The following is a 19,471-nucleotide window of genomic DNA, read 5'->3' as shown; positions in this document are numbered from 1 at the left end:
AAGCACTTGTTTCAGATTTCAGTTTTATTTATCTACTGGTTTAACTGATCCATCCCATTTTTCAAGAATCCAGTCTTGGATTTCTTTACTGTGTAATGCATCAACCAATTTTTTGATTTTGTCGCTATCTTTATCTTCTGATCGAACAGCCACGATATTTACGTATGGTGAGTTATCTTTCTCAAGTAAAATTGAATCTTTTAACGGATTTAAGCCAGCGCCATAAGCAAAGTTTGCATTGATTGCTACAAGATCTGCTTCATCGTTATTGTAAGTTGTCGTTAGAACTTCTGGATTGATGTTATGGATAAATTTCAAGTTTTTAGGATTTTTATCGATATCTTCAAATGTCGCTGTTTCTAAATCAACACCGTCTTTTACTGTTACTAAATCAGCATCTTGTAAAATCGTAATAATACGACCCCAGTCAGATTCAGAGTTTGATGTAATGATCGTAGCGCCATCTTTTAACTCTTTGATATCTTTGATTCGTTTTGAGTATAAGCCCATTGGTTCGATATGAATACCACCAGCATTTGCGAAATCATAGTTATTTTCTTTGACTTGTAAATTAAAGTACGGGATATGTTGGAAGTAATTCGCATCGATATCGCCTTCAGCCAAATTTTTATTCGGTAAAATGTAATCATCGAATTGAACGATTTCTAAATCGATGCCTTCTTTTTTAAGAATTGGTTTTACTTGTTCTAAAATTTCTGCATGAGGTGAAGCAGATGCGCCGACCTTTAAAACAGAAGAATTTTTATCTGCCCCTGCCGATTTACTATCATCTGTCTTATCCTTTGCTCCACCGCAAGCGACTAATCCAAACGTCACAACAGCCAATGCTGCTAAACCGAATAATTTCTTTTTCATATTTATTTCCTCCAATTATTTTCTATTTTGATTGTTTATCGTTTGTCAGAGCGTTTTACTAATTGATCGCCGACAAATTGAATGATAAACACAATAACCAAGATTAAAACTGTTGCAACCAATGTAACGGTGTTATTGTTGCGGCTAAATCCTTCTTGATAAGCTAAACCACCAAGTCCTCCACCGCCAATGATACCTGCCATCGCAGTAAACCCGATCATCGTGATTGTCGTAAGCGTCACACCCGATAGTAACGCTGGGGTACTTTCTGGGATAAGTACTTTAAAGATTTTTTGGATTCTAGAAGCGCCCATTGCATCAGCTGCTTCCAAGACACCACTATCGACTTCACGAAACGCAATTTCGACTAGGCGAGCGTAAAATGGTGCTGCTGATACGATCAATGATGGAATTGCTGCTTTTGCCCCGATCCCCGTTCCCACTAATTTTCTTGAGAAATCCATCAACAAGATGATTAGGACGATATATGGGATGGAACGAAAAATATTGCTGACAACTGATAGAATGCTATAACAAACTTTTGCATAAGATGATTTGTTACGGCTTAAGCTATAAAGTAATAGCCCTAATAAAAATCCAATAATAATAACAAAAACCATCGCAACGACCGTCATGAACAACGTATCGATCGCCGCCTGCTGCATTGATTCTGGATTCACCCGGCTAAAATTTAAATATTTTTCTACAAATGTCTCATTCGCCACGGTGAATCACCTCCAAACCAACTTCTTTTTCTTTAAAAAATGTTAGTGCTTTTTCTACTTCACTTGCTGTTCCAGTGATCATAACGGTCAAGGTCCCGAACGCACCTTCTTTGGCTTGTTGGACTTGTCCTTGAACCACATTGATATCGACATCAAAAGTGCGAATTACTTGTGAAATAACTGGTTCATTTGCGTTGTCACCACTAAATTGAAGGGTGGCTACTAACCCAGCTGGATTTTCTTTGATCAATTCTTGTAATAATTCTTCCGTATCTTCTTTTGGTTCTAATTCTTGTTGCACAAAACGTTTTGTAACAGCTTGTTTTGGATGTCTAAAGACTTCTAACACATCGCCTTCTTCGACGATCTGACCAAGCTCCATTACAGCAACTTTATTACAAATCTTGCGTATCACATGCATCTCATGTGTGATCAATACGATCGTCAGATTCAAGGTTTTATTGATTTCTAATAGAAGATCCAATACTTCATCTGTCGTTTGCGGATCTAGCGCACTTGTTGCTTCATCACAAAGCAAGATTTCAGGGTTATTAGCCAAAGCTCTGGCGATTCCTACTCGTTGCTTTTGACCACCTGATAATTGGCTTGGATAAGCATCTCCACGCCCTTCTAATCCAACTAAATTTAAAAGTTCCTGTGCGCGTTCTTTTCTCACATTCTTTGGAACATTTGCTAATTCCAACGGTAACATGATATTCTCTAAAATTGTTCTTGACCATAATAAATTGAAATGTTGAAAGATCATACCAATTTTTTTACGAAATTGACGTAGTTCTCGATTCGCCATTTTTGCAACATTTTGTCCTTGAATGATGACTTCACCTTGTGTTGGCAATTCTAGACCGTTTAATAAACGAACTAATGTACTTTTACCCGCACCGGAATAGCCAACGATTCCGTAAATATCTCCTTGATTGACTGTTAGTGAAACATCATTAACAGCTGTTACTTGTCCGCTTTTACCGGAAAATTGTTTTTGTACGTGTTGTAATTCGATTAGAGGCATTTTTTCCCCTCCGCTTTCTTTGGTTTTGCTTCTGTTTTATTATACTACAGGATACGTGTTATTGTGAGTAACATCTCGTAAATTAGTGCTTTTTGCATATCCAATCCAGAGTTTAACCTCTTGGTAGAACATGCAAAAAAGCTTCCGCCCTCTGTCATTAATCTGACATAAGGACGAAAGCTTGTCTTTCGTGTTACCACCTTGATTTACCATTATTTCACAATAATAGCCTTATACAGTACTTGAATTCGCATACTGTCATGCTGTAACGGGCACTCCCGTAATAAGTTCACATCTGCTCACTTATTCCGCTCAAAGACCATCTTCCATCTCAATCATGTTACCCATTTTCAGCGAACAGGGCTCTCTTCAAACACTTTCGACATGTACTCTTCTTTTCAAAGCTTTTACTTTTATTGATGAATTATAGCAATATCCAAATGGCTTGTCAATTATTTTTACGCTTGGTTCAATTCTGCCTCATCAACATCTTTTAAAATGGCGATCCAGGCATTTGTTTGATCTGCATCATCTAATACACTAGTATCTTGTTCAACGGCTTCATTGATTGCCACAATTGTTCCGCTGATTGGTGTACTAAATTCACTTACAGCTTTTTCAGCTTCCAATTCGATCAGTGAATCCCCTTTTTGCAATGATTGACCGACTTTAGGCATTGTTGCAAAAGTGATAGTTCCCAGATCTTCTTGTGCTTCATTTCTTAAACCTATTTTATAACCATCGCTTGTTTTTAAAACCCATAAACTATCGATTATTTTCAATTCTTCAGCCATTATTTAATAGCTCCTTCATAATCAGATTCTTTAAATCCGTTTGCTAAAAATTGATCTCCTTTAACAAAAATCGGACGTTTGATCAACATACCATCAGTCGCTAATAATTCACTTGCTTCTTTGATTGAAAAGTCGTTGACTTTATCTTTCAATCCTTGTTCTCTATAACGAATACCGCTTGTATTAAAGAAACGGCGAACGGGTAAATCACTTTGCTCCATCCAGCTTGCTAATTGTTTTGCAGTTGGAGGATTTTCGATCATATCGATCGTTTCGTATTTTACCTGTTTAGCATCTAACCAAGCCTTTGCTTTCTTACAAGTTGAACATTTTGGATACCAGAAAAATGTGTACATTTTAACGCCTTCTTTCATTTAATATTCTTCGATCGTTGCTTCTTTTTGATATTTCATTGACATGATCAATCCTACACCTAGCATGTTGCCTAAAATCGAGGAACCACCTTGACTGATAAATGGTAGTGGAATCCCTGTTAATGGTAGAAGTCCGATGTTGGCCCCAATATTTTCAAACACGTGGAATAAAATCATCATGATGATTCCTGTTGCAATGTAGGCATAAAATTCATTATTTGTCTCAAAACAAACACGAATCATGCGGTAAATCAGGATAAAGTATAGCAGGATAATAAAGCATCCGCCAATGAAACCAAAGTTCTCACCCACAACAGTGAAAATCATATCTGACTCTCTAACTGGCACATATACATCACTGATATTAAATCCTTTTCCAAGTAAGCCACCTGAACCAATTGCAGTTATCGCTAACGCTGGTTGAAATGAACGGTCTGGATCATGATGGAAAGGATTCATCCATAGGTCGATCCGATCAAACTGGTAGGGTTTAAAACCCACCGAATAAAGGAATTCACGTCCAGTCGTGGTCGTCACTAGATAGATCGTTCCAGCTCCTAATATAATAGCAGCTAAAAATGCAGGTAAAATAATTTTCCAAGAAATCCCTGACATCAGGAATACTCCACCGAAAATCGCTAAGAAAACTAGCATCGTCCCAAAGTCATCTTGTAGTAAAATCAAAATAATGACCGGCATAGTGACCAATAGCATTTTCCCAATCAACCAAAAATCAGATTTAAGCGTTCGATTGACATTTTTCACATTGTGCATAGTCACAACATAGGCGAGCATCAAGATAAAGGCTACTTTCATTAATTCTGAAGGCTGAAAAGTCGTACCGCCTATACTGATCCAGTTTTTAGAACCTGTTTGTGATTCTAGAAAAGGATCATAAAATTTTAAAAGCAATCCCATCATGATCAAACCAATCGCATAAAATACAGGAGTTAGCCGCCAAAGGAGCTTTGAGCTGAAATTCATGACGATTACAATACTGAGACCACCGACTAAATACCACAATCCTTGTTTCATCAACATATTGCCGATTTCTGGGCGGTTTGGATCATTGCTTAAAGCTACATAAAGTGACAGTATCCCGATGATTGAAAGAAGGAACACAGGTAAAATCACACCATAATCAATTCTATTATCTAAGTTACGCATTAGTTTATTTTTATTCATTCTTCATCCCTTTTCCTTAAATCATACGCCTTTTATTATAACTTTCTATAGGGAGAAAAGAAAGTATAGACTTGATTATTTTGGAAAAACTTTAGGGAATGGAAGATTTGTTAAAAACAGACTTATGCTCAAATTATTATATAGATAGCTTATTCTTATTGTTTTAAGATTCTGTTGCTGGAAATTCCTGAGCAGTCATATAAGTATATGATCCCTGAAATTGACCTGAATGGTGTACTCCATTTGTAATTATTCTAAGTCCAGTAGCATTCATATAGAGATTAGCAAATGATCCTACATTTGAAACAGACGATAATGGTCCAGCTATATCAGCAAAAGAAACTGGTAGAAAACCAATTGGAATATCATCTTTAGACAAAAGTGATTGCCATTCCGCCTTAGCTTTTAAATTAATAATTATAGAAAGTGTAACCATTCGCCCTATGCGTTTAAATGTAAATCTCCCTTCAGTTAAATATGGATTATCGGTAATCAAAATACTCTTTGTAGAAAGTTTTGTATTTTTATCAAAGTCAAAGGTATTTGCTTCTACCTTATTCTCGATTATCGAAAAATTCCCTTGAATCGTTTCCGCTCCATTTTCCATTCCTCTATAAATTTTTTCTAATACCATCATTTTTCCTCCTTCTTATTTACGTAATTCAAAAATAATTGAACGTATATTTTCTTCATCTATCATCATATAATGCAACTCATCCAGCATCACTAGTTCGGCTTCATTTTTATACTCAACTGGTAATGAAACAACACTCTCATTAGCACCAATATGCGTTACTTGACTAGGAATTGATTGACTTGCTGAACCGCCAAATAATCCTATTGGCTCAGTCCCTAAGTTCATGACACCAATCCCATGTGTCCATGTTCGAACGTTTATTTCAGGCTGTACGCCCAAAGTATGATCAATCGTCACATCAAAACCAATCGGTAAAAATTTAACAAGTAATTGTTCAATATTCTCCAATCGGTCATCTAACACTGGAAATTTACCGAACAACTCGCTATTTCTTGCATTAATCAATTCACTGTCAACTGTTGCATTTTGCTGAACATCTCTAAATTGATCTTCTATTTTTGTTTGTCGCTGTTCGACTTGTGTTTGTCTTTTTTCTGTCTTATCGGCAATTTCTTTGATTTTGTTGAATAAAACACTCGAATATTCTGACATTCTAGCAATTGCTTCTCTTACATGACGACGCCACATTTTTGTTCTGACCCACAAAGCATATTTTTGAGTTAATGGATCGATCACACCAAATTTGATTGCCTCTTCGATCTCTTCAACATCTGTAGGATCTTTGTAATCTACCTCGTGATTTTCACCTGTGGGTTGTGTATCATAAAATTTTTGTTCTGGCATTTTTTATTCACCTACTTTTTCTGTAATTCTTTGATTAGTGTAAAAAGTTCTTCAATTTTAGTTTGTTGCTCTGTTAATTTTATTTCTTGCGTTTGAATCAGTTCTTTTTGTTCGACAAGTATATTGGTTTGTTCTTCTAATCCTTGTTTTTGTTCGTTAAGTGATTGTTCGAATTGTGGTATTACAGCTGTTTGTTCCTCTAACTGTTGCGCTTGTGCTTTCAATCCGTCGATTGTTCGACTACTGGCTCCAACATTTGTTTTAACCGTTTCTAATGTTTGCTGCATACCTTTATACTCTAGTTGATATTGTGAAAACGTCTTTTTTCCACTACCAATCGTTAATCTGATTTTTTGCGGATTCAAAATATCGATTTTTTTCTCGATAACTTGCAATGTTTCTTTTTCGTACAAATAGGGATTGGAGACTGGATATGAATTCCCCAACTTAATGATTTCGTAGCGATTGTCCAGTAAACCTAGTTCAATTACTTCTGCACTCCAAGTAACAAGCATCAAACGTTGATTATTGAGATACTCCTGTCCTCTGCGTTTTAAAGTATTTTTATCGGTTATATTAGGAAAATCGACGATTGATTGAATCACACCAAATTTTTTAACAAGTGATGCATCTTCTAAAAAGTTTTTGCTATCATTGACGCTCTCAATCGTAGTTTTAGGACGAAATTGATTCGTCTGTGCATCTGTTGTATCGTCCATTTCTAGATCTTTCCCTGTAGGTACGATTCTCGTAGCTAATTCAGAAATATCGATTTCGCGGCTAGCACTTTTTAAGTTACGAGCGATTTGTAAAGGAGTGTTAGAAGTTGCCCCATACTCTGCCAAATAATCTAAATACAGCTGATCATTTTTTTCTCTAAGAACTAAATAGCCTCCTAAACGATCCAGTAATTGATTTTTTATAATATCAGCAGTTTTTCCATAATCTGAATCTCGATAAACTTTTTCAGACTCTGTCACTGTGACTGTTCCTAAATAGATTTTTTTGTAATTTTCCACTTGATTATTGTGCTCATTCAATAATTTGCCTAAAAATTGGCTAACCGTCATTATCGTACTTTTCATATATTTTTGCGTACTATCATACAGAAACGCTTTTTGATCTTCACATAGTATTTTTTCGATAAAATGCCCTTCGCCATTCATCGTATTGGAAATACTCGCAACTCTGCCTTTGAATAGTTGTCCATTACGATCAGAGATAGTCAGTAAATTAATGATTGGTTCGGTTTTTCTATATATGGGGTTATTGACATTTATCGAAAATTCAAATGTACTAATACCTAAACCTTCTAAGGATAATTCAAGGTTTCCAGAGTTTACTTTGTTTCCGTAATTAGCTGGCTCATGTATCACAGTTCCCTTTTTATCATGAGCATCTTTAAAGAGTGTTACGCGGTACATTACACCATCACCTCTGTTTCAGTGATAAAACGGATGTGACCACTTCCGATAATAGTTAGGTGATTTTCCCCTCTTTTTAATTTGAAGAATAAATCTTGATTTTGTCCTTTTTGGATATCCAAAGATTCACCGTCATCCGTGATCAATTGCATTTTTCCTGTAGCAGTAATGATTGGACTCGTTGCATTTACGCCTTCATTGATCAACAAAATGTTTCTTTGCCCTTGCACAAAGAATCCTGTCCATTGATCCACACCATCAACAAAATAATCTACATCAAATTCGTCAGTATAGCCCGCTGCATCTTTTAAGGCAAATGGGTAGCAATCAAACGTTAGCGTTAGAATCAGTGCATTTCGACTTTGGTCATCCTCTGCAATCACACTTGTACATTTTCCTAACCAGTGACAACCATCTAACCATGAATCAGTAATCGCTGAGACTTCATTTAATATCAATTGTTCCTTCGCTTCTTGTTCTAAGCGTTTACGTTCTTCATAGATAGTTAGTGGTCGATACAATTTCACAGTGAGTTTTCGATTATCAAAAACTTTTTCTCCTAACAACATTGAAAAATCATAGACACCTTGCATGAAGGGAATACTTTCAATAATTTCTTGTTCATCTGGACTGGGCGCATCGTGTTCTAAAACATAATAGCCAGCTTCTTTACTGTTGAAACGTCCCATTTCGATATATTCATTTATTTCAATCCCCATTAGCGATACCTCCCTGCAAATCCTGCTTGATTTCCTAAAAAACCATCCATTTGATTGCCAATTCCGCCAACCAAAGCTCCGCTTTCTAGAACCACTTTCATATTTTTGAATGTTTCGATCATTTCATGCATTTGATTCACCATGCTATTTTGGACGTCATGTTCTACTTTTAAAGTTGCTGTAGGCGCATTGGCATTTTTATCTGATACTGCATTTTGGATCTCATTGACCATATTTCTGGCACTTGCTACTGCAACTTCTGTATCTTCTTCGATTCCCACAGCCACACCTTGTGCGATAAATTTACCAACAGTATCTCTAAAAAGCCTTGAAGGTGACTTAATTTCTGCTTTTTTCTTGGCTTCCTCATTTACTGCACTCACAAGTTGCCGCATAGCCTCTACAGCTGATTCTCTTCCGTTATTTATTCCTGTAGCAACACCGGCTGCCATGTTCGAACCTACGGAATTGAAATCGACTGATCCAGCAGCGTTACTAGCGGCATTTCCAAGTGTACGCCCAGCATTTTCAGCCTGGCCTACCTGTTTTACAACCCCAACTGCGTAAGCTCCTGTATTTCCTCCACCTACTGCATTAAATTGAGCATCTTTTTGTTTCAAAGTATCAGTTGCCGCTGATGAAATGAGTTTGATTCCAGTTTGGACTTCTCCAATTTTAGAAGCTGAACCTGTATTCATTGAACTAATTAATAAGGCACCAACATCGTTAGCATCAAGCTCTCCGGCTTTTAAGCCTTCAATCAACTTGTCCTTCCCAATATCCCCCTGTGAGAATAATTCATCTGGCAAACCGCTGATTCCAGCAATTGCATTTTGACTTAATTGCATTCCAACTTGTGTTAAATCACCACTTTGTAATGCCGTTAAAAGACTGTCAGTAGCTTCAAGACCACGACTTTGTAAAATTCCAGCAAGAACAGTCATTTGATCATTGACACTATTGTTTGATTCACCATATTTACTTACAATATTTGCTAACTCTTGACCCGTCATTTCGCCCATACCTTTTAAACCATTGGACACCGTTTCAGCTTTTAATTGTTCATTTTGCTGTAACATCGTTAACATATCAGCACCGGCCTGAGTTTGTTGTTCTTTGGCTTGTTCATTGTGTAAAGATAATGCAGTGAGCTGCTGATTTAAATTAGCTTTTTGTACTTCATCAGAAGTTTCGTTGATTTGTTGTTTCAGTGATGCCATTTCTTCTTCATTTGTGACCATCTGCTCTTTTCTATTTTGATAAAGAGCTTGTGTCGCACTTACTGTTGCTTGCAATTCTGTTTCACTTAATTGTTGCCCTAATTCTAATTTCTTTTGACTGGCTTCTATAAGTAATTGTTTTTGCTCCATTAAACCTTCACGAACAGCATTGTTTTGCTCTTGTAGTGTTTTGCGTTGTTCTTCAGTTAATTCTTCACCTTCTAAGGTCTTGTTATTGAGCAACATTTCTTTATTTGCATTTGCAATAGTCAACATTTCATTAGAGCCAACACTGGCTTGAGTGATCATCATGGAATAAGCGTTGCTTTGTGCTGCAATTTGTTTTTCACCCGTTAACTCATCTGCCTTCGCAAGTTCTTCGCCAACTTTTTCCTTCATTGATTTCATGCTCTCCGCATGTCTGCTCATAATTTGCTCTGCAGCTTCAAAACGCGCTGTTGATTGTTCCATTCCTTCACCAGAAAATTCGGTAATTGCTGCTTGTCCAACTTCGGAATATTTGGATTTTAGACTGTCGATCCTGTTTCCAGCTTCATCTAAGCTAGTCTTGTAAGATTCGCCCATTTCTTTGACCTGTTCACCTGTGATTGCAGCCTCTTTTCCAAGTTCTTTCGTTGATTCTGTCAATACCCCTTTAACAGCTGAATTCTCTCCTAAATTTTTAAAATCTTCTACGATTCCACTGATACTGTCTTTGACTTTATTAAATTCCTCATCAGCACCTTTGAAATCCCCAGTTAAAAGTTTCCAAACGCTTTTTCCTAGCGTTAATAGCGTCATAAATCCATTCACAACCGACATAACAGATACTACTAAAAATCTGAAAGCATCGACTACCGCTGCTGCAGCAACTACTAAAGTTTCAATTAAAAAGGCTCCAACTGGTTTTAAAACTGACATCAGCTGATTAAAAACTGGTGCTAAACTTGTAATTGATCCCTTAATAACGCCAAATGCAGAAGACACAAACCCTTGGATGTTATTAAAATTTGATTTCCAGGCAACAGACATTGCTACAACTGCCGCGATAATCAACGCAAGACCAATTCCAATAGGATTTGCTAGTAAAAACGCTCCGATAGTTTGAATTGATCCTATTGCTCCTGATGCCATACTAGCAACTTGAGTTTGAAAAAAAGGAACAATTCCGCCTGCGTTTGCAATCGACAGTTTGAACCCGTTCATTCCAATTGAAGCAGACTGACCTAAATTTTTCATTGATTCCATCGCGCCAGTTGCCATATTACTAACGTGATTTTTAAAAACTGGAATAATCCCACCTGATGTTTCGATAGCTGATTTAAAATTAGCCATAGCTGTTGAAGCTGTCGAACCGAACGTTGAAAAAAAATCAGACGCAACTTCCTTTGCGGTTGTAAGTTTACTATCAAGATTCTGACTAATACTTTCATTTAAATCTTCTACACTTTTTTTAATACTCATAAATGCTTCACTAGACTCTTTAAAATCTTCAAATGCAGTCACAGCTAATCCACTTGAGGCCACCAACAAGTCCATGGAACTGGTAATCAACCCTAAATCATGTCCTAACTGGGCGCTGAATTGACCTACACTCTGTACTGTACTTCCGAATGACTCTAAAAGACCCTGTGCATTAATAAGTTTTTGAGTAAAATCTGCATCATCCACTTGAAGTTTCGTTTTTTTAATATCTGCTTCTTCCATTATTTACCTCCTTCCTGGTTCTTTTTAGCCACGATTTCTTTTGCTCGTAAAAGACGTTTGCGCATTTCATACAAATCCTCCGTATCCTCCTGTTTTTGAATACTTTTTTGTTTAAAATCCGCTAGAATCCTTTGTTCATTTTTTTCGTAGTCATAAATACTTTTTACATCTTTTATCGTGAAACGACCTTTCTTTTCCGCTTTAAATAAGCGATTCGCAAAAGCTGCCGCATACACTCTTCGTTCGTTTTCGTTTTCGTTCAACAAATAAGCTTTTGTTCTAAGTGAGTATTCCCAAGGAGTCATTTGCTCGATTTCTTTTAATGTGATCCCTGAAAAATACCGAAAACAGCTAAGAACTATTTCGTCATAGCTTGCTCCAAACCGGCTTTTGCTTGTGCTTCGACTGTTTTCATCATTTGCTCGATCGTGGCTTTGATCTTCAGTGTCCGTTTTTTCAATAATGGTGCTGACGTTAAGAACTCGATAAAATTTTCAAATAATGATTCAACCTCATCTGACGTTTCTAAGTAATGAATGATGTCACGTTCTTCTAGCTCATCATAGGTGCTTAAACTTGCAATCAAAACTTCTTTTAGCGCGTTAGGATCACCATCGATCAGTCCACCGATCAATAGAGTTAAATTGTCTACTTGCTCTGAATCTTTTGGCAAGGCATTAATTTCATTTAAGAACTTGAATCCAAAAACCAAAGGATATTTTTTATCTGCGATCGTTATTACTGCTTTCATTGTTTTTTTAGCCATGTGTTATTCCTCCAATAAGTTTTTTAAACAATGAGAGACAAAACTGAACACGTCTCGCCTCTACATTGATATGTTTGATTAGGTAACTGTATTATTCAGCTGGTGCTGATGGTGTTGTTTGTGGTTCGTAAATAGCTTTGGGTTCTTCTGGTTTGGCATCTACTACTGTGTCATAGAAGAATGCTTTAGCCACTTCATCATTTTCAGCGTCTACAGTTGCTTCACCGTTTACTAGTAAACCATTTAGATTTAACATAGTTGAAACAGATGCATTGCTTTCTGCTTCTGCTGCATCAGGAAAGTTTCCTAAAATACCAGTACCATATTGTGCTTTATACTTACGCTTTTCGCCTTCTACTGGGTTATCAAAAAAGATTCGCCACACTTCGATCTCTTCACCGTTTTCATAAGCATATTCCAACATGCTGAAAACATCTGTGTTTGTTTTTAGAAATTCCATTTCGATATTTGATTCGATACTGCCGCCAGTAGCTACACTTCCATCTTTAGTCGCTTGTGTTTCTACGTTTGTTTCGCGATTATACGTATGACTCATTTCTAAAGCTAGTAACCCAGCTTTTTTGTGAGCACGTTCGTTAATAAACGAAACATTAATTTGACATTTTTACCATGAATTGCTTTTTCCATAATTGATTCTCTCCTCTTGATTAACTATTTTTGGTGTATCATAATTGCTTTTTCCAGACCTTTTTTCGTGATAAATGCTTGCACGTTTCCATTGCTTTTTATGTCTTCAATGCTTGGACTTTCTTTCGTTGCATAATAATTGATTTTTTGCCCGTGTTCTTTGAAGATACTTTTATTTTTCCTGTGCTGAAAAAATAGTTTGTCCAATTCCGGCTATTTATTTCCTTTTTTAATAGAAGAAACAAAAGCTACGATTGCTTGCGCGTTTTTTTTAGTCATTTCTATGCTTTCATCAACAACGCAATCAATAATGTCTATATCAAAGGGTAGATCATTATTTAAGAAAATAGTTATCACTTCTCTATAAGAAGAAAGAGTTTTTTTTTGCTGCTCAAAACAAGCAATTTCTGCTTTTCTTTTTTGCTGCCAGCGATTATGCTTTTGTTTAATGATCCTATCTATACCAGCATCTGTGTATTTGTACTCTTGATTTTTTTCGATTTTAATTCTCTCCTTTGTTATAAACTTATCTTTGCCCTTGCTATGTTTTAATAATAATTTATTTTGTGAAGACTCACCGCTCAAAATCCTCCCAATTTTCTTTCATAATTCTGTCGAGTGAAATTTTTATAAGATGTCGCTAACAAAAAAAGGCCAGACAAAACTAAAATCGTTTTGTCTGGCCTTTCGGTATTAAATTTGTTTTTTATCACATCATTACAAGTATACGATTATTTTACAATATCCAAAACTTTTTCATAAGCTTCGATTTTTGCATATAACCGTTGGATCTGCAATTCATTTTCAATATAATTGATAGAGTTTCCAAGACTTTCTTGACGTTTGTCTTCTAAGCGTTCGACTTCTTTTTTTGCTTCATTCGCTAATTTATTGATTTTATCAACTTTCTCTGACATGATGCATTCCTCCTATATACTTAAGTTTAATTATAGTGTAGGCTCTTTTTTACAAATACACAAAGAATATGTATGGATTTTCTTTAGTGAGAACAAATTTGTTTACAAAAAAGCTTAAATCCTCTATTTAAAAAGGTTTTAAGCTTTTATTTTATGCCAGCTGTAGGAATCGAACCTACGACCTACGCGTTACGAGTGCGTTGCTCTACCGACTGAGCTAAGCTGGCAATACATGCAAATTATAGAACTAAACGAATCCTTTGTAAAGTCAAAAATACTGGTTTTTTTAAAGAAAATTAGTTTTCTGAAATTTTTCTTCATATATGGTATAATAGAAGAAGTTAAGAAAGGAAGTTTTTTAATGTCTAATTTTGGTAACTTTAATCGTCCTGTTGAGCCTTCTGCTGAAGGAGATTTATTCACTGTTGATACTCAGGTCACTTTCTTGATGCACGGTCAACCACAAACTGGAATTATCACGAAACAATTAAATAATTCTGCTGTTGTGGAAATTGATGAAAACTCTGATAACACTGATTTAATGGTTAAAAGTAACGGCGTAATCGTCATCAATTACAAAAAACTTAAAAAAGTATAGATTCTTCCATCCATTATTATTGGATGGATTTTTTTGTTTCATAAAAAATAGTTGATAAAAACATCTTCATGTTTTTATCAACTATTTAACTCTTACTTAGTTCCGAATAAACGGTCACCAGCATCGCCAAGACCTGGAACGATGTAGCCATCTTTATCTAAATATTCATCTAACGCTGCAGTATAAATATCGATATCTGGATGTGCTTCTTGTAAAGCCTTCACACCTTCTGGCGCTGCAACTAAACAAACAAATTTAATATTGCTGCCGCCGCGAGATTTCAATGCATCGATTGCCATAATAGCTGATCCACCGGTAGCAAGCATTGGGTCAACTACGAATAATTGACGTGCATCGATATCTTCAGGCATTTTCACAAAATATTCAACTGGTTCTAATGTATCATGATCACGGTATAAACCGATATGTCCAACTTTAGCTGCTGGAATCAATTCCAAAATACCATCTACCATTCCAATACCTGCACGTAAAATAGGTACGATTGCCACCTTTTTACCAGATAATGTTTTTTGTGTTGTTTCACAGATCGGTGTCTCGATAACAACGTCTTCTAACGGCATATCTCTTGAAACTTCATATGCCATAAGCATTGCAATCTCATTCACGACTTCACGAAAAACCTTTGTTCCACAATCCTTATCTCTAATGATTGTTAATTTGTGTTGGATCAGTGGATGATCAATAACTTGGAATTTTCCCATGCTCATTCTCCTTCAATAATTTATTCCTTCCTATTGTAAAACAAAATCGAGCGATTGACTAGTCGATCACTCGAAACTTTTACTTATAAAGTGGATATTTTTTTGTAAGTTCACTAACAGAAGCACGAACCTCGGAAAGAGTCGCTTCATTTTCGTGGTCTTTTAAGACTTTGACAATTAATTTTGCTACTTCTACACAATCATCTTCTAAAAATCCTCTAGTGGTGATTGCAGGTGTACCAATGCGAATACCACTTGTTTTAAACGGACTAAGCTGTTCAAACGGAATTGAATTCTTGTTAGCCGTGATATTCACGTTATCTAAAATTGCTTCTGCTTCTTTTCCGTTTAACCCAAAGCCACTAACATCGATCAATAACAAATGATTATCTGTCGATCCACTGACTAAACGAGCTTCTGGTGTTTGATTAAACACTTTTGTCATCGCTTTAGCATTTTCGATAACTTGTTCACTATATTCTTTAAAGCTAATGTCTAATGCTTCTTTAAAGGCAACTGCTTTACCCGCAATCACATGTTCTAATGGTCCGCCCTGAATACCAGGGAAAATATTGCTATTGATTTTTTTTGCTAAATCTTCATCATTGGTTAAAATAAGTCCGCCGCGTGGACCACGTAATGTCTTATGTGTTGTTGATGTTGTAATATCCGCATATGGTACTGGATTTGGATGCAATCCAGCTGCTACGAGACCAGCAATGTGCGCCATATCTACCATTAATTTTGCGCCGACTTCATCTGCGATTTCACGGAATTTTTCAAAATCGATTGTACGAGAATACGCACTGGCACCTGCTACGATCAATTTTGGTTGATGTTCGCGTGCTAAAATACGCACGACATTATAGTCGATTACTTCTGTTGTTGGATCAACGCCGTAACTTACAAAATTATAGGTTTTACCACTAAAATTCACTGGTGATCCATGAGTTAAATGTCCTCCCGCAGACAAATCCATCCCTAAAACAGTGTCTCCTGGTTCAATCAATGAAAGGTAAGCTGCTGTATTTGCTTGTGAGCCAGAATGAGGCTGAACATTCGCAAATTTTGCCCCAAATAATTCTTTGGCACGATCAATTGCTAAATCCTCAACAATATCGATAAACTCGCAACCGCCGTAATAGCGTTTACCAGGATATCCTTCTGCATACTTATTTGTAAGAATACTTCCTTGTGCAGCCATCACACCTTTAGAAACAACGTTCTCTGATGCAATCAACTCCAAGTTGTTTTCTTGACGGTCATTCTCTTTTGCAATTGCATCCCATAAATCAGGATCAAATGTTTTATAATCCATTAAACAAGCCTCCATTTCATTTGTTTGTACCGATTGTATCATACTTAAAAGCTCTCTACTTGAAAATCGAATCAATTTTCAAAATTTTTTGATTCGCTGCTTTTTTCAGCCGATTCATGTAAGCGATACCTAAATCAGATTCTGGGAAAGCTTGCGCAAAAATCACGTCGATATTTTGTTCATCTAAACTTCTAAGGCCCGCAAATAACAACTTCGTTCCTTGTTCAACTGAATGTTCACCAAACGAAAAAACTGCCTCTACTTCATTAGAAAATATTTTGATAACTTGATCGTCCGCAAACAAACCGATCCGTTGATTTTTATTTTTAGCCCATTCAATCGCTTTTCTAAATACCTGCTGATCACCCTCTATGATCCAAACAGGGACATCTGGAGAATAATGCTTATACTTCATTCCAGGAGCTTTAGGAGCTTCTGATTCACTGATTAAATGCTGATCGACCTGTACCTTGCCGACAACTTGCTCCAAACGTTCTTGTGTAACAGCACCTGGTCTTAAAATAACTGGGATTCCATTTGCCGCCGTTAAATCTAAGACCGTAGATTCTACACCGATTTGAGTTGGACCATCATCTAAAATACCAGCGATTTTCCCATGAAGATCATGATATACATGTTTTGCTGTCGTTGGACTAGGTTTTCCAGAAGTATTGGCGCTAGGTCCTACTAAAGGCAGTTTGGCCGTTTTGATCAACTCTAGCGTTTTTTCATTCTTAGGCATCCGGAAAGCGACAGTTTTCAAACCGCCAGTCACAGTGGTAGAAAAGGCATCTGCTCTTACATTAAAAATCAACGTTAAAGGACCAGGCCAAAAGGCATCTACTAACTTTTTAGTCTGTTCAGGAATGTCCGTCACATAGTTTTTGACCATCTCAAAATCACTTACGTGAACGATCAACGGATTATCGCTAGGACGTCCTTTAACTGCATAAACTTGCTTTACCGCACGCGCATCCAATGCATTTGCGCCAAGACCGTAAACTGTTTCAGTTGGAAAAGCAATCAGTTCTCCCTTTCGGATCAGCTCAGCCGCTTGGTCGATTTCATCGGTCGTAAATTGTTTTGTCTCCAATTTTTTATCCCTCCTCTATTTTAGAAGAAATAATCACCATTCGATCATTTCCCGATAAGTCTTGGGCAACTTGTACTTGTTTTTGCGGAAATGTTTGCTGGAAAAGTTGTTTGACCGCTTCACCTTGCTGAAAACCGATTTCTAAATAAATTTTCCCATCTGGATTCAGCAATTCTTTTGCTTCTTCAGCCAATCGTTGATAAATCGCTAAGCCCTCATTTTCTGCAAATAATGCCGTTTTTGGCTCAAAGGTTCGCACACTTTCATCCATCAAGTCCCATTCCCTATTGCTGATATAAGGAGGATTTGAAATCAAGATATCGATTTTCTGCTCTTTCATTGGCTTAAGAGCATCGCCATGACTAAAGCAAACTTCTGCATTTAATTGTTCTGCATTTTTCTTGGCAACTTGTAATGCTTCTTCTGAAATATCGATTGCTGTTACTTGCCAGTTTGGTCGATCTAATTTTAGACTAATCGCAATTGCACCTGTTCCAGTCCCTACATCAACAACTGTCATCTGCTTATTTGGATTTTCTTTTAAACAGCGGTCTACGAGTTCTTCTGTCTCAGGTCTAGGAATCAATGTGTGTTCATTGACCATAAAACGATGACCATAAAAATCGCTATATCCTAATAAATACTGAGGTGGATAATTTTGAACAAGTTTTTCTAAATCTTCATTGATCTGTTGCTCATCTTCCGATGTTATTTCTTCTTTCAGATGAAGCAGCCAATCCGTTTTACTCCAGCCTTTTCTTTCTAGGAAAACAAAGAGAATACTATGCCCTTCTTTTCCTTGTTTTTCTAAAAAAGAAGAAGCCCGTTTAAGGACTTCAAAATAACGATTACCCATTTTGCATCTCTTCTAATTTTGATGTTTGATCGTACAAGACTAATGCATCGACGATTTCATCTAATTTTCCAGCTAAAATTTGATCTAGCTTTTGAATGGTTAAACCAATACGGTGATCGGTCACACGATTTTGTGGGAAGTTATACGTACGGATTCGTTCAGAACGATCCCCTGTCCCAACAGCTGATTTACGGGTTGCATCATATTCGCTTTGCGCTTCTTGCTGCATTTGATCATAGACTCTTGCCCGTAAAATCTTCATCGCTTTTTCACGGTTTTTGATTTGCGAACGTTCATCTTGCATGGCAACCGCAATCCCAGTTGGAATATGCGTCAAACGAACAGCTGAAGCCGTTTTATTGACGTGCTGCCCACCAGCACCACTAGCATGGTAAATATCTGTACGAATATCTTTATCTGCAAGGTCTAATTCTACTTCTTCTGCTTCTGGTAAAACCACAACAGTTGCTGTTGATGTATGGATCCGTCCTTGAGATTCGGTTGAAGGAACGCGTTGAACACGGTGCGCACCGCTCTCATATTTTAGTTTAGAGAAGACATTATCCCCTGAAATCATCATGATTACTTCTTTGTAGCCACCGATCCCAGTAATGCTTGCTTCCATCACCTCTGTTTTCCAGCCTTGAGATTCCGCATATTTTTGATACATGCCGAATAGATCACCTGCAAATAAAGCTGCTTCATCTCCACCTGCTGCACCGCGGATTTCCATAATAATATTCTTATCGTCATTTGGATCTGTCGGTAATAGTAAAATTTTGATTCGTTCTTCAAGTACTTCTTTTTCTTTTTTTAATTCTGAAAGTTCTTCTTTAGCCATTTCAGCCATTTCGGCGTCTAATTTTTCGCCTAATAGTTCTTCGGTATCACTGATCCCTTCGACTACTTGTTTATAGCGACGATAAACGTCTACTGTTTCACGCGTGTTCGCTTCTTCTTTAGATAATTGCATAAAGCGTTTCGTATCACTGATGACAGCTGGGTCACTTAATAATTCTCCCAACTCTTCATAGCGATTTTCGATTGATTGTAACTGATCGTACATAGTTAGTTGCTCCTCTTTTTATTTAATAGTATCGTTTATTTTCATTTTTTACTGA

Annotated in this window: 22 protein-coding genes, 1 tRNA gene and 1 other annotated feature; of the genes, 1 reads left to right on the top strand and 22 read right to left on the bottom strand. The window is 36.8% G+C overall.

Features of this window, described 5'->3' with window-relative positions:
- Positions 1 to 24: 24 nt before the first annotated feature.
- The 17 genes from IGL98_RS06720 to IGL98_RS06640 form a co-directional block, all read right to left on the bottom strand.
- Entirely contained in the window at positions 25 to 876 is an 852-nt protein-coding gene (locus tag IGL98_RS06720) for a MetQ/NlpA family ABC transporter substrate-binding protein (protein WP_206845715.1), read from the bottom strand.
- A 35-nt stretch (positions 877 to 911) separates the two neighbouring features.
- Positions 912 to 1,541 carry a methionine ABC transporter permease gene (locus IGL98_RS06715; protein WP_069645552.1) on the bottom strand — a complete coding sequence of 210 codons (630 nt, stop codon included), beginning with the start codon at positions 1,539 to 1,541 and terminating at the stop codon, positions 912 to 914.
- 49 nt (positions 1,542 to 1,590) lie between these two features.
- Entirely contained in the window at positions 1,591 to 2,628 is a 1,038-nt protein-coding gene (locus IGL98_RS06710) for a methionine ABC transporter ATP-binding protein (RefSeq protein ID WP_069645116.1), read from the bottom strand.
- A gap of 166 nt (positions 2,629 to 2,794) precedes the next feature.
- Positions 2,795 to 3,039, bottom strand: a binding site (T-box leader).
- A gap of 47 nt (positions 3,040 to 3,086) precedes the next feature.
- A complete protein-coding gene (locus tag IGL98_RS06705) occupies positions 3,087 to 3,422 on the bottom strand; it encodes a glycine cleavage system protein H (protein WP_206845719.1) in 336 nt (111 codons plus the stop codon).
- Positions 3,422 to 3,778, bottom strand: coding sequence for an arsenate reductase family protein (locus tag IGL98_RS06700; RefSeq protein WP_069645553.1), 357 nt, complete (start codon positions 3,776 to 3,778; stop codon positions 3,422 to 3,424). The genes IGL98_RS06705 and IGL98_RS06700 overlap by 1 nt, the downstream gene beginning before the upstream one ends.
- Positions 3,779 to 3,796: 18 nt before the next feature.
- The gene (locus tag IGL98_RS06695; protein WP_206845720.1) at positions 3,797 to 4,981 is read right to left on the bottom strand and encodes an FtsW/RodA/SpoVE family cell cycle protein; all 1,185 of its coding nucleotides are present in this window, start codon (positions 4,979 to 4,981) and stop codon (positions 3,797 to 3,799) included.
- Positions 4,982 to 5,144: 163 nt separating this feature from the next.
- The gene (locus IGL98_RS06690) at positions 5,145 to 5,615 is read right to left on the bottom strand and encodes a hypothetical protein (protein WP_206845723.1); all 471 of its coding nucleotides are present in this window, start codon (positions 5,613 to 5,615) and stop codon (positions 5,145 to 5,147) included.
- A gap of 15 nt (positions 5,616 to 5,630) precedes the next feature.
- Positions 5,631 to 6,362: a hypothetical protein gene (locus IGL98_RS06685; RefSeq protein ID WP_206845726.1), complete on the bottom strand. Its 732-nt coding sequence runs from the start codon at positions 6,360 to 6,362 to the stop codon at positions 5,631 to 5,633.
- Positions 6,363 to 6,373: 11 nt separating this feature from the next.
- Positions 6,374 to 7,786 (bottom strand): phage tail protein, encoded by a 1,413-nt coding sequence (locus IGL98_RS06680; protein ID WP_206912173.1) that lies wholly within the window; start codon positions 7,784 to 7,786, stop codon positions 6,374 to 6,376.
- Entirely contained in the window at positions 7,786 to 8,505 is a 720-nt protein-coding gene (locus IGL98_RS06675; protein WP_206912174.1) for a hypothetical protein, read from the bottom strand. The genes IGL98_RS06680 and IGL98_RS06675 overlap by 1 nt, the downstream gene beginning before the upstream one ends.
- The gene (locus IGL98_RS06670; protein WP_206912175.1) at positions 8,505 to 11,432 is read right to left on the bottom strand and encodes a hypothetical protein; all 2,928 of its coding nucleotides are present in this window, start codon (positions 11,430 to 11,432) and stop codon (positions 8,505 to 8,507) included. The genes IGL98_RS06675 and IGL98_RS06670 overlap by 1 nt, the downstream gene beginning before the upstream one ends.
- The gene (locus tag IGL98_RS06665; RefSeq protein WP_206845739.1) at positions 11,432 to 11,737 is read right to left on the bottom strand and encodes a hypothetical protein; all 306 of its coding nucleotides are present in this window, start codon (positions 11,735 to 11,737) and stop codon (positions 11,432 to 11,434) included. The genes IGL98_RS06670 and IGL98_RS06665 overlap by 1 nt, the downstream gene beginning before the upstream one ends.
- Before the next feature lie 53 nt (positions 11,738 to 11,790).
- Positions 11,791 to 12,198: a tail assembly chaperone gene (locus tag IGL98_RS06660; protein ID WP_242590223.1), complete on the bottom strand. Its 408-nt coding sequence runs from the start codon at positions 12,196 to 12,198 to the stop codon at positions 11,791 to 11,793.
- A gap of 91 nt (positions 12,199 to 12,289) precedes the next feature.
- Positions 12,290 to 12,799 (bottom strand): phage major tail protein, TP901-1 family, encoded by a 510-nt coding sequence (locus IGL98_RS06655; protein WP_430605062.1) that lies wholly within the window; start codon positions 12,797 to 12,799, stop codon positions 12,290 to 12,292.
- 260 nt (positions 12,800 to 13,059) lie between these two features.
- Complete coding sequence (locus IGL98_RS06650; RefSeq protein ID WP_206845751.1) at positions 13,060 to 13,431, bottom strand: hypothetical protein; 372 nt, start codon at positions 13,429 to 13,431, stop codon at positions 13,060 to 13,062.
- A 146-nt stretch (positions 13,432 to 13,577) separates the two neighbouring features.
- On the bottom strand, positions 13,578 to 13,763 hold the full coding sequence (locus IGL98_RS06645) for a hypothetical protein (protein WP_206845755.1): 186 nt from the start codon (positions 13,761 to 13,763) through the stop codon (positions 13,578 to 13,580).
- Between the two features lie 154 nt (positions 13,764 to 13,917).
- A tRNA-Thr gene (locus tag IGL98_RS06640) sits at positions 13,918 to 13,990 on the bottom strand.
- 134 nt (positions 13,991 to 14,124) lie between these two features.
- Here IGL98_RS06640 and IGL98_RS06635 point away from each other — a divergent pair.
- Positions 14,125 to 14,361, top strand: coding sequence for a hypothetical protein (locus IGL98_RS06635; RefSeq protein ID WP_010763354.1), 237 nt, complete (start codon positions 14,125 to 14,127; stop codon positions 14,359 to 14,361).
- 92 nt (positions 14,362 to 14,453) lie between these two features.
- Here IGL98_RS06635 and upp read toward each other — a convergent pair whose 3' ends face one another.
- From upp to prfA, 5 genes are all read right to left on the bottom strand, one after another.
- Positions 14,454 to 15,083 carry a uracil phosphoribosyltransferase gene (gene upp / locus IGL98_RS06630; RefSeq protein WP_206845757.1) on the bottom strand — a complete coding sequence of 210 codons (630 nt, stop codon included), beginning with the start codon at positions 15,081 to 15,083 and terminating at the stop codon, positions 14,454 to 14,456.
- A 79-nt stretch (positions 15,084 to 15,162) separates the two neighbouring features.
- On the bottom strand, positions 15,163 to 16,401 hold the full coding sequence (gene glyA / locus IGL98_RS06625) for a serine hydroxymethyltransferase (protein ID WP_069645131.1): 1,239 nt from the start codon (positions 16,399 to 16,401) through the stop codon (positions 15,163 to 15,165).
- A 55-nt stretch (positions 16,402 to 16,456) separates the two neighbouring features.
- Positions 16,457 to 17,494: an L-threonylcarbamoyladenylate synthase gene (locus IGL98_RS06620; protein WP_206845775.1), complete on the bottom strand. Its 1,038-nt coding sequence runs from the start codon at positions 17,492 to 17,494 to the stop codon at positions 16,457 to 16,459.
- 4 nt (positions 17,495 to 17,498) lie between these two features.
- Positions 17,499 to 18,350, bottom strand: coding sequence for a peptide chain release factor N(5)-glutamine methyltransferase (gene prmC / locus IGL98_RS06615; protein WP_206912177.1), 852 nt, complete (start codon positions 18,348 to 18,350; stop codon positions 17,499 to 17,501).
- Positions 18,343 to 19,416: a peptide chain release factor 1 gene (gene prfA / locus IGL98_RS06610; protein ID WP_206845785.1), complete on the bottom strand. Its 1,074-nt coding sequence runs from the start codon at positions 19,414 to 19,416 to the stop codon at positions 18,343 to 18,345. The genes prmC and prfA overlap by 8 nt, the downstream gene beginning before the upstream one ends.
- Between the last annotated feature and the right edge of the window lie 55 nt (positions 19,417 to 19,471).

Origin of the sequence: Enterococcus sp. DIV0840, assembly GCF_050527835.1 — a bacterium.
In the GTDB taxonomy this organism is placed as follows: Bacteria; Bacillota; Bacilli; order Lactobacillales; family Enterococcaceae; genus Enterococcus_L; species Enterococcus_L ureasiticus.
The sequence above is the reverse complement of the archived record's forward strand: the minus strand, read 5'-3'. Positions and strand labels throughout refer to the sequence as shown.